Origin of the sequence: Ruminococcus flavefaciens (genome assembly GCF_900108555.1) — a bacterium.
GTDB classification, from domain to species: Bacteria; Bacillota; Clostridia; order Oscillospirales; family Ruminococcaceae; genus Ruminococcus; species Ruminococcus flavefaciens_P.
The window spans coordinates 57,075-71,937 of the sequence record NZ_FNWV01000004.1; the positions used below are offsets into that span (position 1 = coordinate 57,075).

Below are 14,863 nucleotides of genomic sequence, written 5' to 3' on the forward strand. Positions count from 1 at the left end.
ATTTACGAGGAATGAAGATAATTTCAAATCATCAAGGGGACCGACCGTCCCCTTATTTTGTATAGAGGTGATCCTGCTTGAAAACAAAAAAAAGCTCATATGACAAGCTTTTTATATTTCTGATCTTTATTGTTCTGTCAGTAAATATCGTTATCAGCGTTATCATTATAACTATAAGCTCTTCGATATATAAATCATCAAAACTTGACGAGCTTCAGTCTATCGGAGATCTGTTTATAAGCTGTATGCAGGATAACTATTCCGAGACGCACGATACACGCTCAGAGGTGACGAAAACTCTTCATAAGAAATTTTCAAGCAAATACCACCTGATGATATACATCTATGATGATAACGGCAACTGCGTCCTCTCAGACGCTGACTATAAAGAAACGCCCAAAAAGGTAGTAAAAAACAGCGATAAGATCTCCGCTTCGGAAATGGAAAAGCTCGATGCCAACGATTTCCTTGATCTTGAAACAAAGAATATCTCGGCAAATGAACCGTATATGCTTTACGGAAGCAGCTTTTTCCTGAAAGGCAAAAATGATATCGTTCCAATGCATATGTATGCAAAGATATACAGCAGATCAGACGGTATCAACTCCTTCGCACTGAAAATAGCAGTATTCTATACTCTCATATGTGCTCTTAGCATAGCGGTGCAGCTTTTGCTCATAAAGAGAAGATTCAACAAGCTTGACGAATACGAAAGGATATTTGCAAGGATATCCGAACAGTACGCAAGACGTGACTTCTCTGAGACTATCCCTACAAATGTCCCGTATACCTCATCTGAGATCGCAGATTACGTCAATGCAGTCGCTGCTGACGTTGCAAAGAGTGAAGAGACAAGTAAGACCTTCATCGCCAATGTCTCACATGAGCTCAGGACTCCTATCACTACCATAGGCGGATTTGTTGACGGTATCCTTGACGGTACTATCACCAAGGGCAGACAGAACGAGTACCTTGTTCTTGTTTCAAAGGAGATCAAGCGTCTGCGTATCCTCATCTCGTCAATGCTCAATATGTCGAGATTTGAGACAGGTACTCTCAGACCTAATTTCCGCGATGTAAACCTTACCGAGATAGTTATACAGACCGTTCTCATGTTCGAGAAAAAGATCGAGGATAAAAACCTTGAAGTTGAAGGTCTCGGAAGTGAAAGAATGACCTGTGAAGTCGATGCAGACCTCTTACAGCAGGTAATATACAATCTCGTGGAGAACGCAGTAAAATTCATAAATACAGGCGGTACGCTCTCGTTCCGCTTTGAGCGTTCCGTAAACGGTAATTGTACCATAGGCATAAAGAATACAGGTGAAGGTCTGAAAAATGACGAGATAACTCAGGTCTTTGACCGCTTCTACAAGACAGATTCATCACGAGGCAAGGATACTACAGGTCTTGGTCTCGGTCTGGCTATATCACGTAAGATAGTTCATCTCCACCACGGTCATATAGTTGTTAAGAGCGTGTACGGAGAATATACCGAGTTTCTTATTCAGCTGCCTGAAAAGCAGCCAAAAGCGAAAGGATAAACAATGGACGAAAGAGATAATATTTACCGCGAACCGTCTGAAAATGCCTCTCAGCAGCCATATACTCCTCAGCATGAGAGACCTGCTGATAACATCGGTGCAGGCGGTATGCAGAATACAGAGCAGAATAACGCCAATACAGGCTATGCTCCGCCTCCGCCTCAGAACACCGCTTACAGTCAGCCTAACGGCTATTCACAGCCGCAGAACAACTACAATAACGGCTATCAGAACGGATACGGACAGCAGCCCCGAAATTTCTACGATCAGCAGCCTTACGGTCAGCCCCGCAGACCTGTGTACGACAAATTCATGTACGAGCCCATAGGCTTCGAGGAGCTTGAACGCGGTCAGAACAATAACCTGAGTTCTGACGGCACAGATGCTTCACAGCGCCGTCCGAAAGGACAGTCGGGTGTGCTCATAATGTTCGTCATACTCATAATCATTGCAGCACTTATGGCTGTTTGCGGAATAATCTATGATATCATCAACAGCAAGAATGTAGTTGATAAAATAGGCTCTCCCAAGCCTGTGATACTGTATAAAGAATCAAAGCCCGAAGGTGCTGCTTCAGAAGAAAAATTCAAGGACGAAAACGGCAAATATACTCCCGAAGGTGCTGCTGCACTGGTAAAGCCTTCTATCGTAAAGATATACACCTACAAGGATTACAGCAACTTCACATCAAAGCACCCTATAGGAACAGGCTCGGGCATAGTTCTCAATGAGGACGGCTATATTGCTACAAATGCCCATGTTCTCGAAGCAGACGGCTATCACGTAGTAGAGACGGTCGATGGCGAGACATACACTGCAAAGGTCATCGGCAGAGACTCAAAAACAGATATCGCTGTTGTAAAAGTCGAGGCTGACGGACTAAAACCTGCTACACTGGGCAACTCCGATGAAGCTGTTGTAGGCGAGCAGGTCATCGCTATCGGTAATCCGGCTAACCTTGCAAGCACTGTAACAGACGGCATAGTTTCGGCTGTGAACCGTAAAATAAGCAGCGACTCAGGCGGCTTTGAAATGGACTGCATACAGACAAACGCTGATATAAGCCCCGGTAACTCAGGCGGTGCGCTTGTGAATATGTACGGTCAGGTCATCGGCATCACATCTTCAAAATATGTAAGTGCCGAATTTGAAGGTCTGGGCTTTGCAATAACGATAAACGAAGCAACTCCTGTCATAGAAGAGCTTATCAAAAACGGCTATGTGGGCGGACGCTTCAAGATAGGCATACAGCTCTATGATATGAGCTCTGAGGGCAATATCAAGAAAATACAGGAAGAGCTTGGCTTTGATCTTCCCGAGGACTTCAAGGGCGTATACATCATAAAGATCGAAAAGGATTATGATATCGCTAATACCGACCTCAAGGAAGGCGACTTTATAACCGCTATAGACGGTACTAATGTAAGCACCTATTACGAGCTTTATGATGCCATAAGCAGCAAATACAAGGCAGGAGACAAAGTACCTGCTACCTGTGCTCACGTTGACAAAAACGGCGAAATTACCTATTATGACATTGAATTCAAGCTTGTAGAAGATACCTCGGGCAATTATTGATCCCGGAGCTTCTTTGGACGCTTTGAATTAACACCTGCGACTCCTCCTGCTGCACCGAAAACGGTCAGCAGAAGGAGTTTTTTTATGCCTGCCCATTCTCCAAGTATTATTATCGCCAGCAGGTTTATAACGGCGTACAGCAGCGCTCCGCAGACTATACCGCAGACGAGTCCTTTTCTGCGCCTGTATTTGCCGCAGATATATGCAGCTATGTACGCACCTGCCGCAAGAGATACTCCTGCAAAGGCTCTTATCATTGTCATATCTTTCATAACGAAATATACTATGGCAGCTGTAAGAACTGCACCTGCACCGATACATAAAGCTCCTGCAAGGACAGATACGAGCACACTGCTCCCCCAGCCTGACCACAGGCTTTTCCTTTGTCTGCGCATAAAAAACCTCCGCTGTAGAATTATTACTAATTCTATGCGGAGGTCTTATTATTTATTCTTCGTCGTTCTTCTTTTTCTTTGACTTCTTATTGTCATCATCGTCAACTACCGCAGCAGCTTCTACTGTTGAGGAAGTCTTGCCTGCTGACTTAGCTTCCTTGAAACGCTCAGCAGCTGAAACGTTCTCTGTGATAGCCCAGTTCTTTATTCTGAGCTTGTGCTTAGCACCGCCTGTTTCGATAACAACTGTATCTTCGCCCACGCTTACAACGATACCAACGATACCGCCGCCTGTAACTACTTCATCGCCTACCTGTAAGCTCTGCTGCATTTCCTTGAGCTCTCTGTCGCGCTTTTTCTGAGGTCTGATAGCTATAAAATAAAGCAGAACGAACATTACAACGAGCATGAGAGGCATTGAAAGAAGACTGCCCATGCTTGCCTGCTGCTGGTTTGCTGTAGTTGTCTGCTGTGATTCCTCTGCGAAAGCATTCAGAGCTGTAGCACTTGCTGTCACGGCTGTTGAAGCAGCAGCTGTAATAGAAGCGATTAACTTATTGATCTTCATATACTAATTCTCCAATCTTTTTGATTTGTAATTCATACGATGTATATTATATCATATCCCGAATATTTTTGCAAGTACTTTAAGGCGATTTTTCGTATTTTTTTATTGTCTGTATACAGAAAAGCCGCTCCCTTAACGGGAACGGCTCTTGTTATTCGATATCTGCGATCAAACGAGCTTGATGATAGCCATTTCAGCAGCGTCACCACGGCGAGGACCGATCTTTACGATCTGTGTGTAACCACCGTTCTTATCAGCATACTTTGGAGCGATCTCGTCGAAAATCTTCTTTGCAACGGACTCCTTAGTGATGTATGAATATACCTGACGCTTGGAGTGCAGATCATCATTTTTACCGATAGTGATCATTTTTTCTGCAACTGCACGTACTTCCTTAGCTCTTGTTACGGTAGTTTCGATCTGACCGTTCTCAAGCAGGAAAGTTACCATGCCTCTGAGCATAGCCTTTCTATGATCAGATGTTCTGCCCAGCTTTCTTGTACCCGGCATTGTATTCACTCCTTTTTATAGTTGTGCGCTTTACGCACGTTTTAAGATTTATTCCTCTTCTGATGAGAGGTCGAAGCCCAATGACTGGAGCTTTTCCTTGACCTCATCGAAGGATTTCTTTCCAAGGTTTCTAACCTTCATCATTTCTTCCTCTGACTTATTGATCAAGTCATCCACGGTATTGATTCCTGCACGCTTCAGACAATTGAATGAACGTACAGATAAGTCAAGATCCTCAATGGTCATCTCAAGGATTTTTTCCTTACCCTTCTCGTCCTTTTCAACAAGGACCTCAGCAAGTCCAGCCTCTTCTGAGAGGTCGATGAACAGCTTCAGATGCTCGTTGAGGAGATTGGCTGCCTGTGATAATGCTTCCTTAGCAGAGATAGTACCATCGGTCCATACCTCCATTGTAAGCTTATCATAGTCTGTGACCTGACCGAGTCGTGTATCCTCTACGGTATAATTAACCTTAAGAACAGGAGTATAGATGCTGTCTACAGCGATAACATCAACTGGGAGGTTGATCTGCTTCTTGTTTCTTTCTGCTGAAACATAGCCTCTGCCTCTGTCGATAGTGATCTCCATATAGAGCTTAGCGTCCTTGCCAAGTGTTGCGATATGCATACCCGGATCCAGGATATTTACCTCTGAATCTGTCTTTATATCGCCGGCAGTGATCTCACATTCGCCCTCTGCCTCTATATATACTGTCTTAGGACCTTCTCCGTAAAGTTTTGCCGTCAGTCCTTTAATACTGAGGATTATTTCCGTAACGTCTTCTTTTACGCCCGGAATAGTTGACAACTCATGGTGAACTGTACCATCCTTACCCGAAAGCTTTACAGATGTTACAGCCACACCAGGAAGTGAGGAGAGCAGCACACGTCTGAGGCTGTTTCCAAGTGTAATACCGTATCCACGCTCCAGCGGTGCTAAAACGAATTTGCCGTATTTGCCGTCACTTTTAAGCTCGACAATATCAATATCAGGCTTATTAATTTTTTCCAGCATAAAAACCCTCCTATTTCGCAATTAATGTTGATTTCGAATACTGACGCTTCAAGCAGATCCTCTTTCGGATTACTTGGAGTACAGCTCGACGATGAGGTGAGTAGCTACCTCGTAGTCAATATCCTCAGCTGAGGGGAGACGATTAACTGTAGCAGAGAAATCATCCTTGTTAGCTGTGAGCCATACAGGAACGAGTCTGTCCTTAGTTTCCTCTACTGTAGCCTTGAACTTTTCAGAAGTTCTGTCCTTCTCCTTGAGAGCGATAACGTCGCCAACCTTAACTCTATAGGAAGGAATGTTTACCTTCTTGCCGTTTACTGTATAGTGGCTGTGTACAACGAGCTGTCTTGCTTCTCTTCTTGTAAGAGCGAGACCCATTCTGTATACAACACTATCAAGTCTGGATTCGAGAACAGTGATAAGGTTATCACCTGCTTTACCCTCCATCTTTTCAGCGATTGAGAAATAATGTCTGAAAGGCTTCTCAAGTACGCCGTAGATAAACTTCAGCTTCTGCTTTTCCTTGAGCTGAAGTCCGTATTCAGAGATCTTCTTTCTGTTGTTAGCGTTCTTGAAACGGATAGACTCCTTCTTTGAAACGCCCATTACAGCAGGGCTGATGCCCAGATATCTGCACTTTTTAAGAATTGGTTCTTTCTGTACTGCCATTTTAATACACCTCCAATTTGATCAGACACGACGTCTCTTAGGCGGACGGCAGCCATTGTGCGGGATAGGTGTTACGTCCTTGATCATTCTTACCTCAAGGCCTACTGTCTGAAGTGCTCTGATAGCTGCTTCACGACCTGCACCAGGTCCCTTTACGTATACTTCTACATTCTTGAGTCCATGCTCCATAGCAGCCTTTGCAGCTGTTTCAGCAGCTGTCTGTGCTGCGAAAGGAGTTGACTTCTTTGAGCCTCTGAAACCGAGCTCGCCTGCGCTTGCCCATGAAATTGCGTTTCCGGCTGTATCTGTAATAGTTACGATCGTATTATTGAAAGTGGACTGAATATGAACTGCGCCGCTTTCGATATTCTTACGTTCTCTACGTCTTCTGATAGTAGTAACTTTTTTACCCTTCTGCTGTGCCAAAGCTCATAACCTCCTTACTTCTTCTTGTTTGCGATAGTCTTTACAGGACCCTTACGAGTTCTTGCGTTTGTCTTTGTTCTCTGTCCTCTTACAGGGAGACCCTTACGATGACGAACGCCTCTGTAGCAGCCTATTTCAACAAGTCTCTTGATGTTAAGAGCAACTTCACGGCGGAGGTCACCCTCAACTGTGTAATGCTCGTCTATATAGTCACGAAGCTTAGCTACATCCTCTTCTGCGAGATCCTTAACTCTTACGTCAGGATCAACGCCTGTTGCTGCGAGGATATTTGTTGCAGTCTGACGACCGATTCCGTAGATATAAGTGAGACCGATTTCGATTCTCTTATTCTTTGGAAGGTCAACACCGGCTATTCTTGCCATATTATAATTGCACCTCCATTAATGCGCCCGGGGCATTAACCCTGACGCTGCTTATGCTTTGGGTTTTCGCAGATCACCATGATTCTGCCTTTACGTTTGATAACCTTGCACTTTTCGCAAATAGGTTTTACTGAAGGTCTGACTTTCATTGAAAATACCTCCTTTAGCGGATAACGGATATACTTGATATCCTGTATTATTACTTAACGCGCCAGGTGATACGACCCTTTGAAAGATCATAGGGTGACATTTCAAGCTTTACCTTGTCGCCTGGAACTATTCTGATATAATTCATTCTGAGCTTACCCGAAACGTGAGATAATACCTCATGTCCGTTCTCAAGCTGAACCTTGAACATTGCATTTGGCAGAGCGTCAGTTACAACGCCCTCAACCTCGATTACATCTTCTTTTGACACTTGCATAACCTCCTTTACTCAGTATCACCGAATTGCTTCAGTATGTTTCTGAGTTTTTTATCAGTTATATCGTTTAGATCGATCATACTGTCTGTAATGCGGATATGTTTTATATTCTTTCGCTTTGGCTTGTCGAGCTTTCTGCTCTTACCGTCTGCGATGAAGCAATACTTTTCATCATAATCTGTAACTGCGAAGTATCCTCCGCCGTCTCGACCTGCCTCCGCTCTTACAACAGAGCCTTTAAGCAGCTTCACTATAATTTCCTCCGTCAGGGCTGTGTCAGAATGACGGGACCGTCAGGAGTTATTGCGATCATATGCTCAAAGTGAGCTGAAAGTGAACCACTTTTTGTAACGACTGTCCAGTTGTCTTTCATAACTTTGACATCGTCGCCCTTGACATTTATCATGGGCTCTATGCAGAAAGTCATTCCCGCTACCAGTCTGGGTCCGTGACCTGCCTTGCCCCAGTTCGGTATTTCGGGTGATTCGTGAACTTCTCTGCCGATTCCGTGGCCGCAGTAATTTCTTACGATTCCGTAGCCTCGTGAAGCACAATACTCTTCTACAGCATGAGAAATATCTCCGACCCTTGCGCCAACCTGAGCTTGAGCGATACCTTCATACAGGCTCGCCTCTGTAACCTCAAGCAATGCCTTAGCTTCATCAGAAATTTTTCCCACAGGGAAGGTCCAGCAGCTGTCTCCATTGAAGCCCTTGTACGCAGCTCCCGTGTCGATGCTTACTATATCGCCTTCTTTTAATCTGTGGCTTGCCTTAGGGATACCGTGGATGATCTCCTCATTTACTGAGATACAAGCGTTTCCCGGAAATCCGTAAAGACCTTTAAAGCAGGATTTGCTGTCATGGCGGGCAAAATACTCACCCACCAGCTTATCAACATCGAGTGTTGACATTCCCGGCTTTAACCTTTCGCCCGCATACCATATTGCGCCGCAGGTAATCCTACCTGCTTCACGCATTATGGCGAGTTCGGACTTTGATTTGATCGTTATGCTCATTACTTCTCTACCCCTACTGCTGCCAGTGTGAGCTTTGAAGTTTCAGCGACCTCTTCCTGACCGATAACAGTAACAAGCTTGCCCTGCTTCTCGTAATAGTCCTTGAGAGGAGCTGTTTTCTCGTGATAAGTTGCAAGTCTGTCGAGAACGACTTCCGGCTGATCGTCCTTACGAACGATAGTCTTGTCACCGCACTTATCGCAAACACCCTCGACCTTAGTAGGCTTGTATTCAACGTGGTAAGAAGCTCCGCAGCCCTGGCAGACTCTTCTGCCTGAAACTCTCTGCTTGATAGTCTCATCGGGAACGTGGATCTCAATTACCTTGTCGATCTGGATGTTCATTTTATCAAGAGCCTCTGCCTGAGGTACCGTTCTTGGGAAACCGTCGAGGATAAAACCATTTTTACAGTCGTCCTCTGCAATTCTCTCCTTCAGGATACCGATAACGATATCGTCTGATACGAGAGCACCGGCATCCATTGCAGCCTTAGCCTTAAGGCCGTACTCTGTGCCGTTCTTAGCAGCTTCACGAAGTATATTACCTGTAGATATCTGTGGGATATTCAGTGCATCGGAAACTACCTCAGCCTGAGTACCTTTGCCTGCGCCCGGTGCGCCTAAAAAGATAAGGTTCATATTGTCGGTCCTCCTTTACTGTAAGAAGCCCTTATGATGACGCATCATAAGATGTGATTCAAGTGTTCTTGTTGTTTCAAGCGCAACGCTTACTGCGATAAGGATCGTAGTACCGCCCATTGAAAGTGTCTTGAGCTGTTCGTCTGCCATCGAGATGAAGATCGGGATAACAGCGATGAAGCCAAGGAAGATCGCACCAACGAGAGAGATCTTATTGAGTACTCTCTGGATATAGTCAGATGTTGGCTTACCTGGTCTAATACCGGGGATACCGCCGTTTGACTGACGAAGGTTGTTAGCGATCTCAATAGGATTGTACTGTATCGAAACGTAGAAGTAGTTGAACGCTATGATGAGCAGGAAGTAGATTATAGCGTAGCTCCAGCTTCTTGTGCTGAAGAAATTGATGAAGCTCTCATAGAATGTTCCTGCCTTAGGCTTTTTGAACATTGCTATAGCACTTGGAAGAGACATAAATGACATAGCGAAGATGATCGGCATAACACCGCTCATGATCACCTTTATCGGGATATGTGTCTTCTGTCCGCCATACTGCTTTCTGCCGACTACGCGCTTTGCGTACTGTATCGGGATACGTCTTTCAGCTTCGTTCATATAAACGATGAAAGCGATCTCTGCGAGTATGAAGAGATAATATGCAATGGTTACCCAGAGGTATTTACCATTTTCATTATTCTTGATACTGTTCTTTGTAAGGTTTATAAGAAGAGCAGCGTCGGTAGGGAATCTTGCTGCGATACCGGCAAAGAGTATAACTGATATACCGTTACCGATACCCTTGTCGCTGACTCTGTTACCCATCCATACAACGATGAGTGCACCTGCTACGAAGCAGGCAATGATTACGAACGCTGCGAAAACGCCTTGTCCGCCGCTCATATATTTAAGAGCGTTGCCGATAACATTTCCGTTCTTGTCCTCAACATTTGTCATACGGTTCAATGTAAGATAATATGCGTAAGACATGAATACCGCAAGAACCATAGCAACTACGGCTGTGATCCTGTCGATCTTCTTTCTTCCCTCTTCGCCCTCGTCGCGCATTCGCTCGAGAGGAGGCAGTGCATAGGTCAGCAGCTGCATGATGATGGAAGCGTTAATGAATGGTGTTATCGAAAGTGAAAAAACTGTAGCCTGTGACATCGCGCCACCGGTGATCGTATTCATGTAATCGAGAAAGCCGCCGTCCTTAGCGTTTGTCTCCATCCAAGCCTTTACGACATCGGGATTGAGGAAAGGAACGGTTACTGCACTTCCGAATCTGAACAGGATTATCATGAGTAATGTGTATAAGATCTTTTTGCGTATCTCGGGTACACCCCACGCCTTTCTCAGCGTCTGAAACACATTACATCACCTCAGTCTTTCCGCCTGCCTTTTCTATCTTCTCAACAGCACTCTGTGAGAATTTTGCAGCTTTAACTGTCAGCTTAGCGGTAAGCTCTCCATTACCGAGGATCTTTACTCCGTCGTTGATCTTCTTAACAAGACCTGAAGCTACGAGGAGCTCTGTATCAACTACTGTGCCGTCCTTGAACTTGTTGAGATCAGAAACGTTAACAATAGCATACTTTGTAGCGAAAATGTTGTTGAAGCCTCTCTTAGGGATTCTTCTTGCGAGTGGCATCTGTCCGCCTTCAAAGCCGATTCTTACGCCGCCGCCGCTACGAGCATTCTGACCCTTGTGGCCCTTGCCAGCTGTCTTGCCGTTACCCGAACCGTGGCCTCTGCCGATACGCTTTACAGCCTTGTTGGAATCGAGTGCAGGTGTTAATTCATGAATTTTCATTTGATTGCACCTCCTTGTTTACGCTTCTGTAACCTCAACGAGGTGTGAGATCTTCTTTATTTTGCCGTTTGTCTGCTCATTGTCGGGCTGTGTTGTTACATCTCCGACCTTCTTGAGGCCAAGTGACTGAGCAGTAGCGATCTGGTCCTGCTTTCTACCAATGAGGCTCTTTACGAGCTTGATATTCTTTGCCATTTCTTACTGCCTCCTTAACCTAAAATTTCCTTGACAGACTTGCCTCTCTTAGCAGCTACATCCTTTGCAGATGTGCAGTTTACGAGGCCATCGATAGTAGCTCTTACTACGTTGCATGGATTGTTTGAACGAAGTGACTTTGTTCTGATATCCTTTATACCTGCAACTTCGATAACGGCACGAACAGGACCGCCTGCGATAACACCGGTACCGGGTGCAGCCGGCTTCATAAGAACTCTGCCTGCGCCGAATGCGCCAACGATTTCGTGAGGGATTGTTGTTCCCTTGAGAGCAACCTTTACAAGGTTCTTCTTTGCGTCCTCGATACCCTTACGGATAGCATCGGGAACTTCTCCTGACTTTCCAAGTCCGAAGCCGACTGTACCATTTCCGTCACCTACAACAACGAGTGCTGAGAACTTCATGATACGACCGCCCTTAACTGTCTTTGATACACGGTTGATAGCAACAACCTTCTCAACGAACTCAGGAGCCTGTGTTTCAATATTAGCCATTGTTTTACCTCCCTCTTAGAACTTTAATCCGTTTTCACGTGCGCCCTCTGCGAGTTCCTTGACTCTGCCGTGGTAGAGGTAGCCGCCTCTGTCGAAAACTACTTCGCTGATACCCTTATCAGCTGCGTTCTTAGCGATCATCTCGCCAACCTTGCGAGCACCCTCAACGTTGCCGCCGTTGCCCTCAAAGCCCTTATCCATGCTTGATGCAGAAGCGAGAGTAACACCGTTTACATCATCGATAAGCTGTGCATAGATATGCTTTGTTGAACGGAACACATTGAGACGGGGACGCTCGGGAGTTCCTGAGATCTTTGCACGAACTCTGCGATGTCTCTTTAATCTTGCCTTATTGCTGTCAAATTTCTTAATCATAGCAATTTGCTCCTTCTAATTACTTCTTACCCTTACCAGCTTTACCTTCCTTGCGGATGATATGCTCGCCTTCGTATCTGATACCCTTGCCCTTGTATGGCTCAGGTGGACGCTTTTCGCGTATTTCAGCTGCAAACTGACCTACAGCCTGCTTGTCGATACCGCTTACGATGATCTTGTTTGGCTGAGGAACTTCAAGCTTGATAGCATCTGTTTCCTCAAGTACAACAGGATGTGAGAAGCCAAGGTTAAGATTTACCTTGTTGCCGCTCTTTGCAGCACGGTAGCCGACACCCTCGATCTCGAGAGTCTTTGAATATCCGTTTGTTACACCCTCAACCATGTTGTTGATAAGTGTTCTTGTAAGACCGTGAAGTGAACGAAGACGCTTGTCATCGTTTGGTCTTGTAACTGTTATAGTGCCGTTCTCGACATCAATGCCGAGTTCTGCACTGAACTGTCTTGAAAGCTGACCCTTAGGTCCCTTTACAGTGATAAGATTGTTCTCATTCTTAACCTCTACACCTGCAGGAACGCTGATGGGCATTTTACCGATTCTTGACATGATCAGTATCCTCCTTACCAGATGTATGCAAGGACTTCGCCGCCGACATTGAGCTCTCTTGCCTTCTTGTCTGTTACGATTCCCTTTGAAGTTGAAACGATTGCGATACCAAGGCCTTTTCTTACCTTAGGCATATCTGCGCAGCTTGAATAGATACGCAGACCTGGCTTAGAAACTCTTCTAAGGCCTGTTATAACGGGAGACTTGTTGTCACCGTATTTAAGCGTGATTCTGATAACACCCTGCTTTCCGTCTTCGATGAGCTGGAAGCCCTTTACATATCCTTCGTCTACGAGGATCTGTGTGATGTCCTTCTTAACTCTTGAAGCGGGAACGTCAACAGTGGCGTGCTTAGCAGTATTCGCATTGCGAATTCTTGTTAAAAGATCAGCGATTGTATCAGTTATCTGCATGCCGAATGACCTCCTTCTTGTATTTTACCAGCTTGCCTTTTTAACGCCGGGGATCTGACCGTCGTGTGCAAGCTCTCTGAAACAGATACGGCAGATGCCGAACTTTCTGAGATATGCGTGCGGTCTGCCACAGATCTTACATCTGTTGTAAGCTCTTGTGGAATACTTGGGAGTTCTCTGCTGCTTATTGATCATTGCCTTCTTAGCCATTTTATTTCCTCCCTGATTACTTGATGAATGGAGCACCCATAAGTGAAAGGAGCTCTCTTGCCTCTTCATCAGTCTGTGCTGTAGTGATGAAGTTTATATCCATACCTCTTACCTTGTCGATCTTATCGTACTCGATCTCAGGGAAGATGAGCTGTTCCTTGATACCTGTGGAATAATTGCCCTTGCCGTCGAATGAATTTGCGCTGATTCCTCTGAAGTCACGAACACGTGGGAACGCAACGTTGAAGAGCTTGTTTACAAATTCATACATTCTCTCGCCTCTGAGAGTTACTTTAACGCCGATAGGCATACCCTCACGAAGCTTGAAGTTTGCTACTGACTTCTTAGCTCTGCACACTACAGGCTTCTGACCTGTGATTGCTGCAAGATCAGTCATGATAGCATCTATAACCTTTGCGTTGTCCTTTGCTTCACCTGCGCCGACGTTGATAACAACCTTGTCGAGCTTCGGGATCTGCATAACACTCTTGTAGTTGAACTTCTTCATAAGTGCAGGAGCAACGTCGCTAACATAAAAATCCTTTAAACTTGCCATGTCGTTTCTCCTTTACTATTATTCAAAAGACTTGCCGCACTTCTTGCAAACGCGGAGCTTCTTGCCGTCCTCTACAACGTGACCTACTCTTGTAGGCTTGCCGCACTTAGGGCAAACGAGCTGTACCTTGCAAGCGTAAACAGGAGCCTCAGTATTGATGATGCCGCCCTTTTCGCCCATTCTTGTAGGCTTTACGTGCTTTGTGATCATGTTGATTCCCTCAACGATGACCTTGTCTTCCTTAGGGCTTACTTCTACGACCTTACCTGTCTTTCTGTCGCCCTTGCTGTCGAATTTATCCTCATACTTGCCGGTGAGAAGGATTACAGTGTCACCGGTTTTTACGTGTACTTTACTCATAATCGAATGACACCTCCATTAAAGAACTTCTGGGGCAAGGCTCAGGATCTTTGTATACTCCTTTTCACGGAGCTCCTTAGCAACAGGTCCGAAAATACGGGTACCCTTTGGGTTCTTGTCTTCCTTAATAATAACAGCAGCGTTCTCATCGAAACGGATGTAAGTACCGTCCTCTCTTCTGAGACCCTTTGCTGAACGAACGATAACTGCCTTTACAACATCGCCCTTCTTTACAACGCCTCCGGGTGTTGCTTTCTTAACTGAAGCAACTACTACATCGCCGATATTTGCATATCTTCTGCGTGTACCTCCCAGAACTCTGATACACATAAGCTCCTTTGCGCCTGTGTTATCAGCGACTTTAAGATAAGTCTGCATCTGTATCACAGCGAGTTCCTCCTTTCAAGCTTTAAGCTTCTATCAAAAATTACTTAGCCTTTTCAATGATATTTGTTACACGCCATCTCTTATCCTTTGAAAGCGGACGTGTTTCCATAACCTCAACGCGGTCACCGATTCTGCACTCATTGTTTTCATCGTGAGCCTTAAGCTTAACGGTACGCTTGATGATCTTCTTATAAAGCGGGTGTTTAACGTTATCAACGATAGCAACTACGACGGTTTTATCCATCTTATCGCTTACAACCTTACCTACTCTTGTTTTTCTAAGGTTTCTCTCAGTAGACATTAGCTAAAT

General features: G+C 45.1%; 26 protein-coding genes. 2 read left to right on the forward strand and 24 right to left on the reverse strand.

Annotated features, from left to right (window positions below; genetic code table 11):
• The first annotated feature begins 77 nt into the window (after positions 1–77).
• Together BLW60_RS06930 and BLW60_RS06935 are read left to right on the forward strand one after the other, a co-directional pair.
• A complete protein-coding gene (locus BLW60_RS06930; protein WP_074715775.1) occupies positions 78–1,544 on the forward strand; it encodes a sensor histidine kinase in 1,467 nt (488 codons plus the stop codon).
• A 3-nt stretch (positions 1,545–1,547) separates the two neighbouring features.
• On the forward strand, positions 1,548–3,122 hold the full coding sequence (locus tag BLW60_RS06935) for a S1C family serine protease (protein ID WP_074715777.1): 1,575 nt from the start codon (positions 1,548–1,550) through the stop codon (positions 3,120–3,122).
• On the opposite strand, the gene BLW60_RS06940 is transcribed toward BLW60_RS06935, so the two are convergent.
• The 24 genes from BLW60_RS06940 to rpsQ form a co-directional block, all read right to left on the reverse strand.
• Entirely contained in the window at positions 3,116–3,517 is a 402-nt protein-coding gene (locus BLW60_RS06940) for a TIGR04086 family membrane protein (protein WP_074715779.1), read from the reverse strand. The genes BLW60_RS06935 and BLW60_RS06940 overlap by 7 nt on opposite strands.
• A 52-nt stretch (positions 3,518–3,569) precedes the next feature.
• Positions 3,570–4,085, reverse strand: coding sequence for a preprotein translocase subunit YajC (gene yajC / locus BLW60_RS06945; RefSeq protein WP_074715781.1), 516 nt, complete (start codon positions 4,083–4,085; stop codon positions 3,570–3,572).
• 168 nt (positions 4,086–4,253) lie between these two features.
• Positions 4,254–4,595, reverse strand: coding sequence for a 50S ribosomal protein L17 (gene rplQ, locus BLW60_RS06950; protein ID WP_074715783.1), 342 nt, complete (start codon positions 4,593–4,595; stop codon positions 4,254–4,256).
• A gap of 48 nt (positions 4,596–4,643) precedes the next feature.
• Complete coding sequence (locus tag BLW60_RS06955; RefSeq protein WP_028517941.1) at positions 4,644–5,609, reverse strand: DNA-directed RNA polymerase subunit alpha; 966 nt, start codon at positions 5,607–5,609, stop codon at positions 4,644–4,646.
• 69 nt (positions 5,610–5,678) lie between these two features.
• A complete protein-coding gene (gene rpsD, locus BLW60_RS06960; protein ID WP_072951437.1) occupies positions 5,679–6,278 on the reverse strand; it encodes a 30S ribosomal protein S4 in 600 nt (199 codons plus the stop codon).
• A 21-nt stretch (positions 6,279–6,299) separates the two neighbouring features.
• Positions 6,300–6,704 (reverse strand): 30S ribosomal protein S11, encoded by a 405-nt coding sequence (rpsK, locus tag BLW60_RS06965; protein ID WP_009984961.1) that lies wholly within the window; start codon positions 6,702–6,704, stop codon positions 6,300–6,302.
• Between the two features lie 14 nt (positions 6,705–6,718).
• Positions 6,719–7,087: a 30S ribosomal protein S13 gene (gene rpsM, locus BLW60_RS06970; protein WP_028517939.1), complete on the reverse strand. Its 369-nt coding sequence runs from the start codon at positions 7,085–7,087 to the stop codon at positions 6,719–6,721.
• A 35-nt stretch (positions 7,088–7,122) separates the two neighbouring features.
• On the reverse strand, positions 7,123–7,236 hold the full coding sequence (rpmJ, locus tag BLW60_RS06975) for a 50S ribosomal protein L36 (protein WP_009984964.1): 114 nt from the start codon (positions 7,234–7,236) through the stop codon (positions 7,123–7,125).
• A gap of 50 nt (positions 7,237–7,286) precedes the next feature.
• Entirely contained in the window at positions 7,287–7,505 is a 219-nt protein-coding gene (infA, locus tag BLW60_RS06980) for a translation initiation factor IF-1 (protein WP_009984966.1), read from the reverse strand.
• A gap of 14 nt (positions 7,506–7,519) precedes the next feature.
• Positions 7,520–7,762, reverse strand: coding sequence for a KOW domain-containing RNA-binding protein (locus BLW60_RS06985; protein WP_081348159.1), 243 nt, complete (start codon positions 7,760–7,762; stop codon positions 7,520–7,522).
• A gap of 14 nt (positions 7,763–7,776) precedes the next feature.
• Positions 7,777–8,529 (reverse strand): type I methionyl aminopeptidase, encoded by a 753-nt coding sequence (gene map, locus BLW60_RS06990; protein WP_074715789.1) that lies wholly within the window; start codon positions 8,527–8,529, stop codon positions 7,777–7,779.
• Positions 8,529–9,167 (reverse strand): adenylate kinase, encoded by a 639-nt coding sequence (locus BLW60_RS06995; RefSeq protein ID WP_028517936.1) that lies wholly within the window; start codon positions 9,165–9,167, stop codon positions 8,529–8,531. Before BLW60_RS06995 ends, map begins: the two co-directional genes overlap by 1 nt.
• Before the next feature lie 15 nt (positions 9,168–9,182).
• A complete protein-coding gene (gene secY, locus BLW60_RS07000; protein WP_074715791.1) occupies positions 9,183–10,535 on the reverse strand; it encodes a preprotein translocase subunit SecY in 1,353 nt (450 codons plus the stop codon).
• Position 10,536: 1 nt separating this feature from the next.
• Entirely contained in the window at positions 10,537–10,977 is a 441-nt protein-coding gene (gene rplO / locus BLW60_RS07005) for a 50S ribosomal protein L15 (protein WP_074715793.1), read from the reverse strand.
• Positions 10,978–10,995: 18 nt separating this feature from the next.
• On the reverse strand, positions 10,996–11,172 hold the full coding sequence (gene rpmD / locus BLW60_RS07010; RefSeq protein ID WP_019680115.1) for a 50S ribosomal protein L30: 177 nt from the start codon (positions 11,170–11,172) through the stop codon (positions 10,996–10,998).
• 14 nt (positions 11,173–11,186) lie between these two features.
• Entirely contained in the window at positions 11,187–11,687 is a 501-nt protein-coding gene (rpsE, locus tag BLW60_RS07015) for a 30S ribosomal protein S5 (RefSeq protein WP_024860939.1), read from the reverse strand.
• A 15-nt stretch (positions 11,688–11,702) separates the two neighbouring features.
• Complete coding sequence (rplR, locus tag BLW60_RS07020; protein ID WP_024860940.1) at positions 11,703–12,062, reverse strand: 50S ribosomal protein L18; 360 nt, start codon at positions 12,060–12,062, stop codon at positions 11,703–11,705.
• A 19-nt stretch (positions 12,063–12,081) separates the two neighbouring features.
• On the reverse strand, positions 12,082–12,627 hold the full coding sequence (gene rplF / locus BLW60_RS07025) for a 50S ribosomal protein L6 (protein ID WP_074715795.1): 546 nt from the start codon (positions 12,625–12,627) through the stop codon (positions 12,082–12,084).
• Between the two features lie 14 nt (positions 12,628–12,641).
• Complete coding sequence (rpsH, locus tag BLW60_RS07030; protein WP_019680111.1) at positions 12,642–13,040, reverse strand: 30S ribosomal protein S8; 399 nt, start codon at positions 13,038–13,040, stop codon at positions 12,642–12,644.
• Between the two features lie 24 nt (positions 13,041–13,064).
• Complete coding sequence (locus BLW60_RS07035) at positions 13,065–13,250, reverse strand: type Z 30S ribosomal protein S14 (RefSeq protein WP_009984979.1); 186 nt, start codon at positions 13,248–13,250, stop codon at positions 13,065–13,067.
• Between the two features lie 16 nt (positions 13,251–13,266).
• A complete protein-coding gene (rplE, locus tag BLW60_RS07040) occupies positions 13,267–13,806 on the reverse strand; it encodes a 50S ribosomal protein L5 (RefSeq protein WP_072951424.1) in 540 nt (179 codons plus the stop codon).
• Positions 13,807–13,824: 18 nt separating this feature from the next.
• Positions 13,825–14,166, reverse strand: coding sequence for a 50S ribosomal protein L24 (gene rplX / locus BLW60_RS07045; RefSeq protein ID WP_028517931.1), 342 nt, complete (start codon positions 14,164–14,166; stop codon positions 13,825–13,827).
• An 18-nt stretch (positions 14,167–14,184) separates the two neighbouring features.
• Positions 14,185–14,553 (reverse strand): 50S ribosomal protein L14, encoded by a 369-nt coding sequence (gene rplN, locus BLW60_RS07050; RefSeq protein WP_009984984.1) that lies wholly within the window; start codon positions 14,551–14,553, stop codon positions 14,185–14,187.
• Between the two features lie 40 nt (positions 14,554–14,593).
• Positions 14,594–14,854, reverse strand: coding sequence for a 30S ribosomal protein S17 (gene rpsQ / locus BLW60_RS07055; RefSeq protein WP_019680108.1), 261 nt, complete (start codon positions 14,852–14,854; stop codon positions 14,594–14,596).
• Between the last annotated feature and the right edge of the window lie 9 nt (positions 14,855–14,863).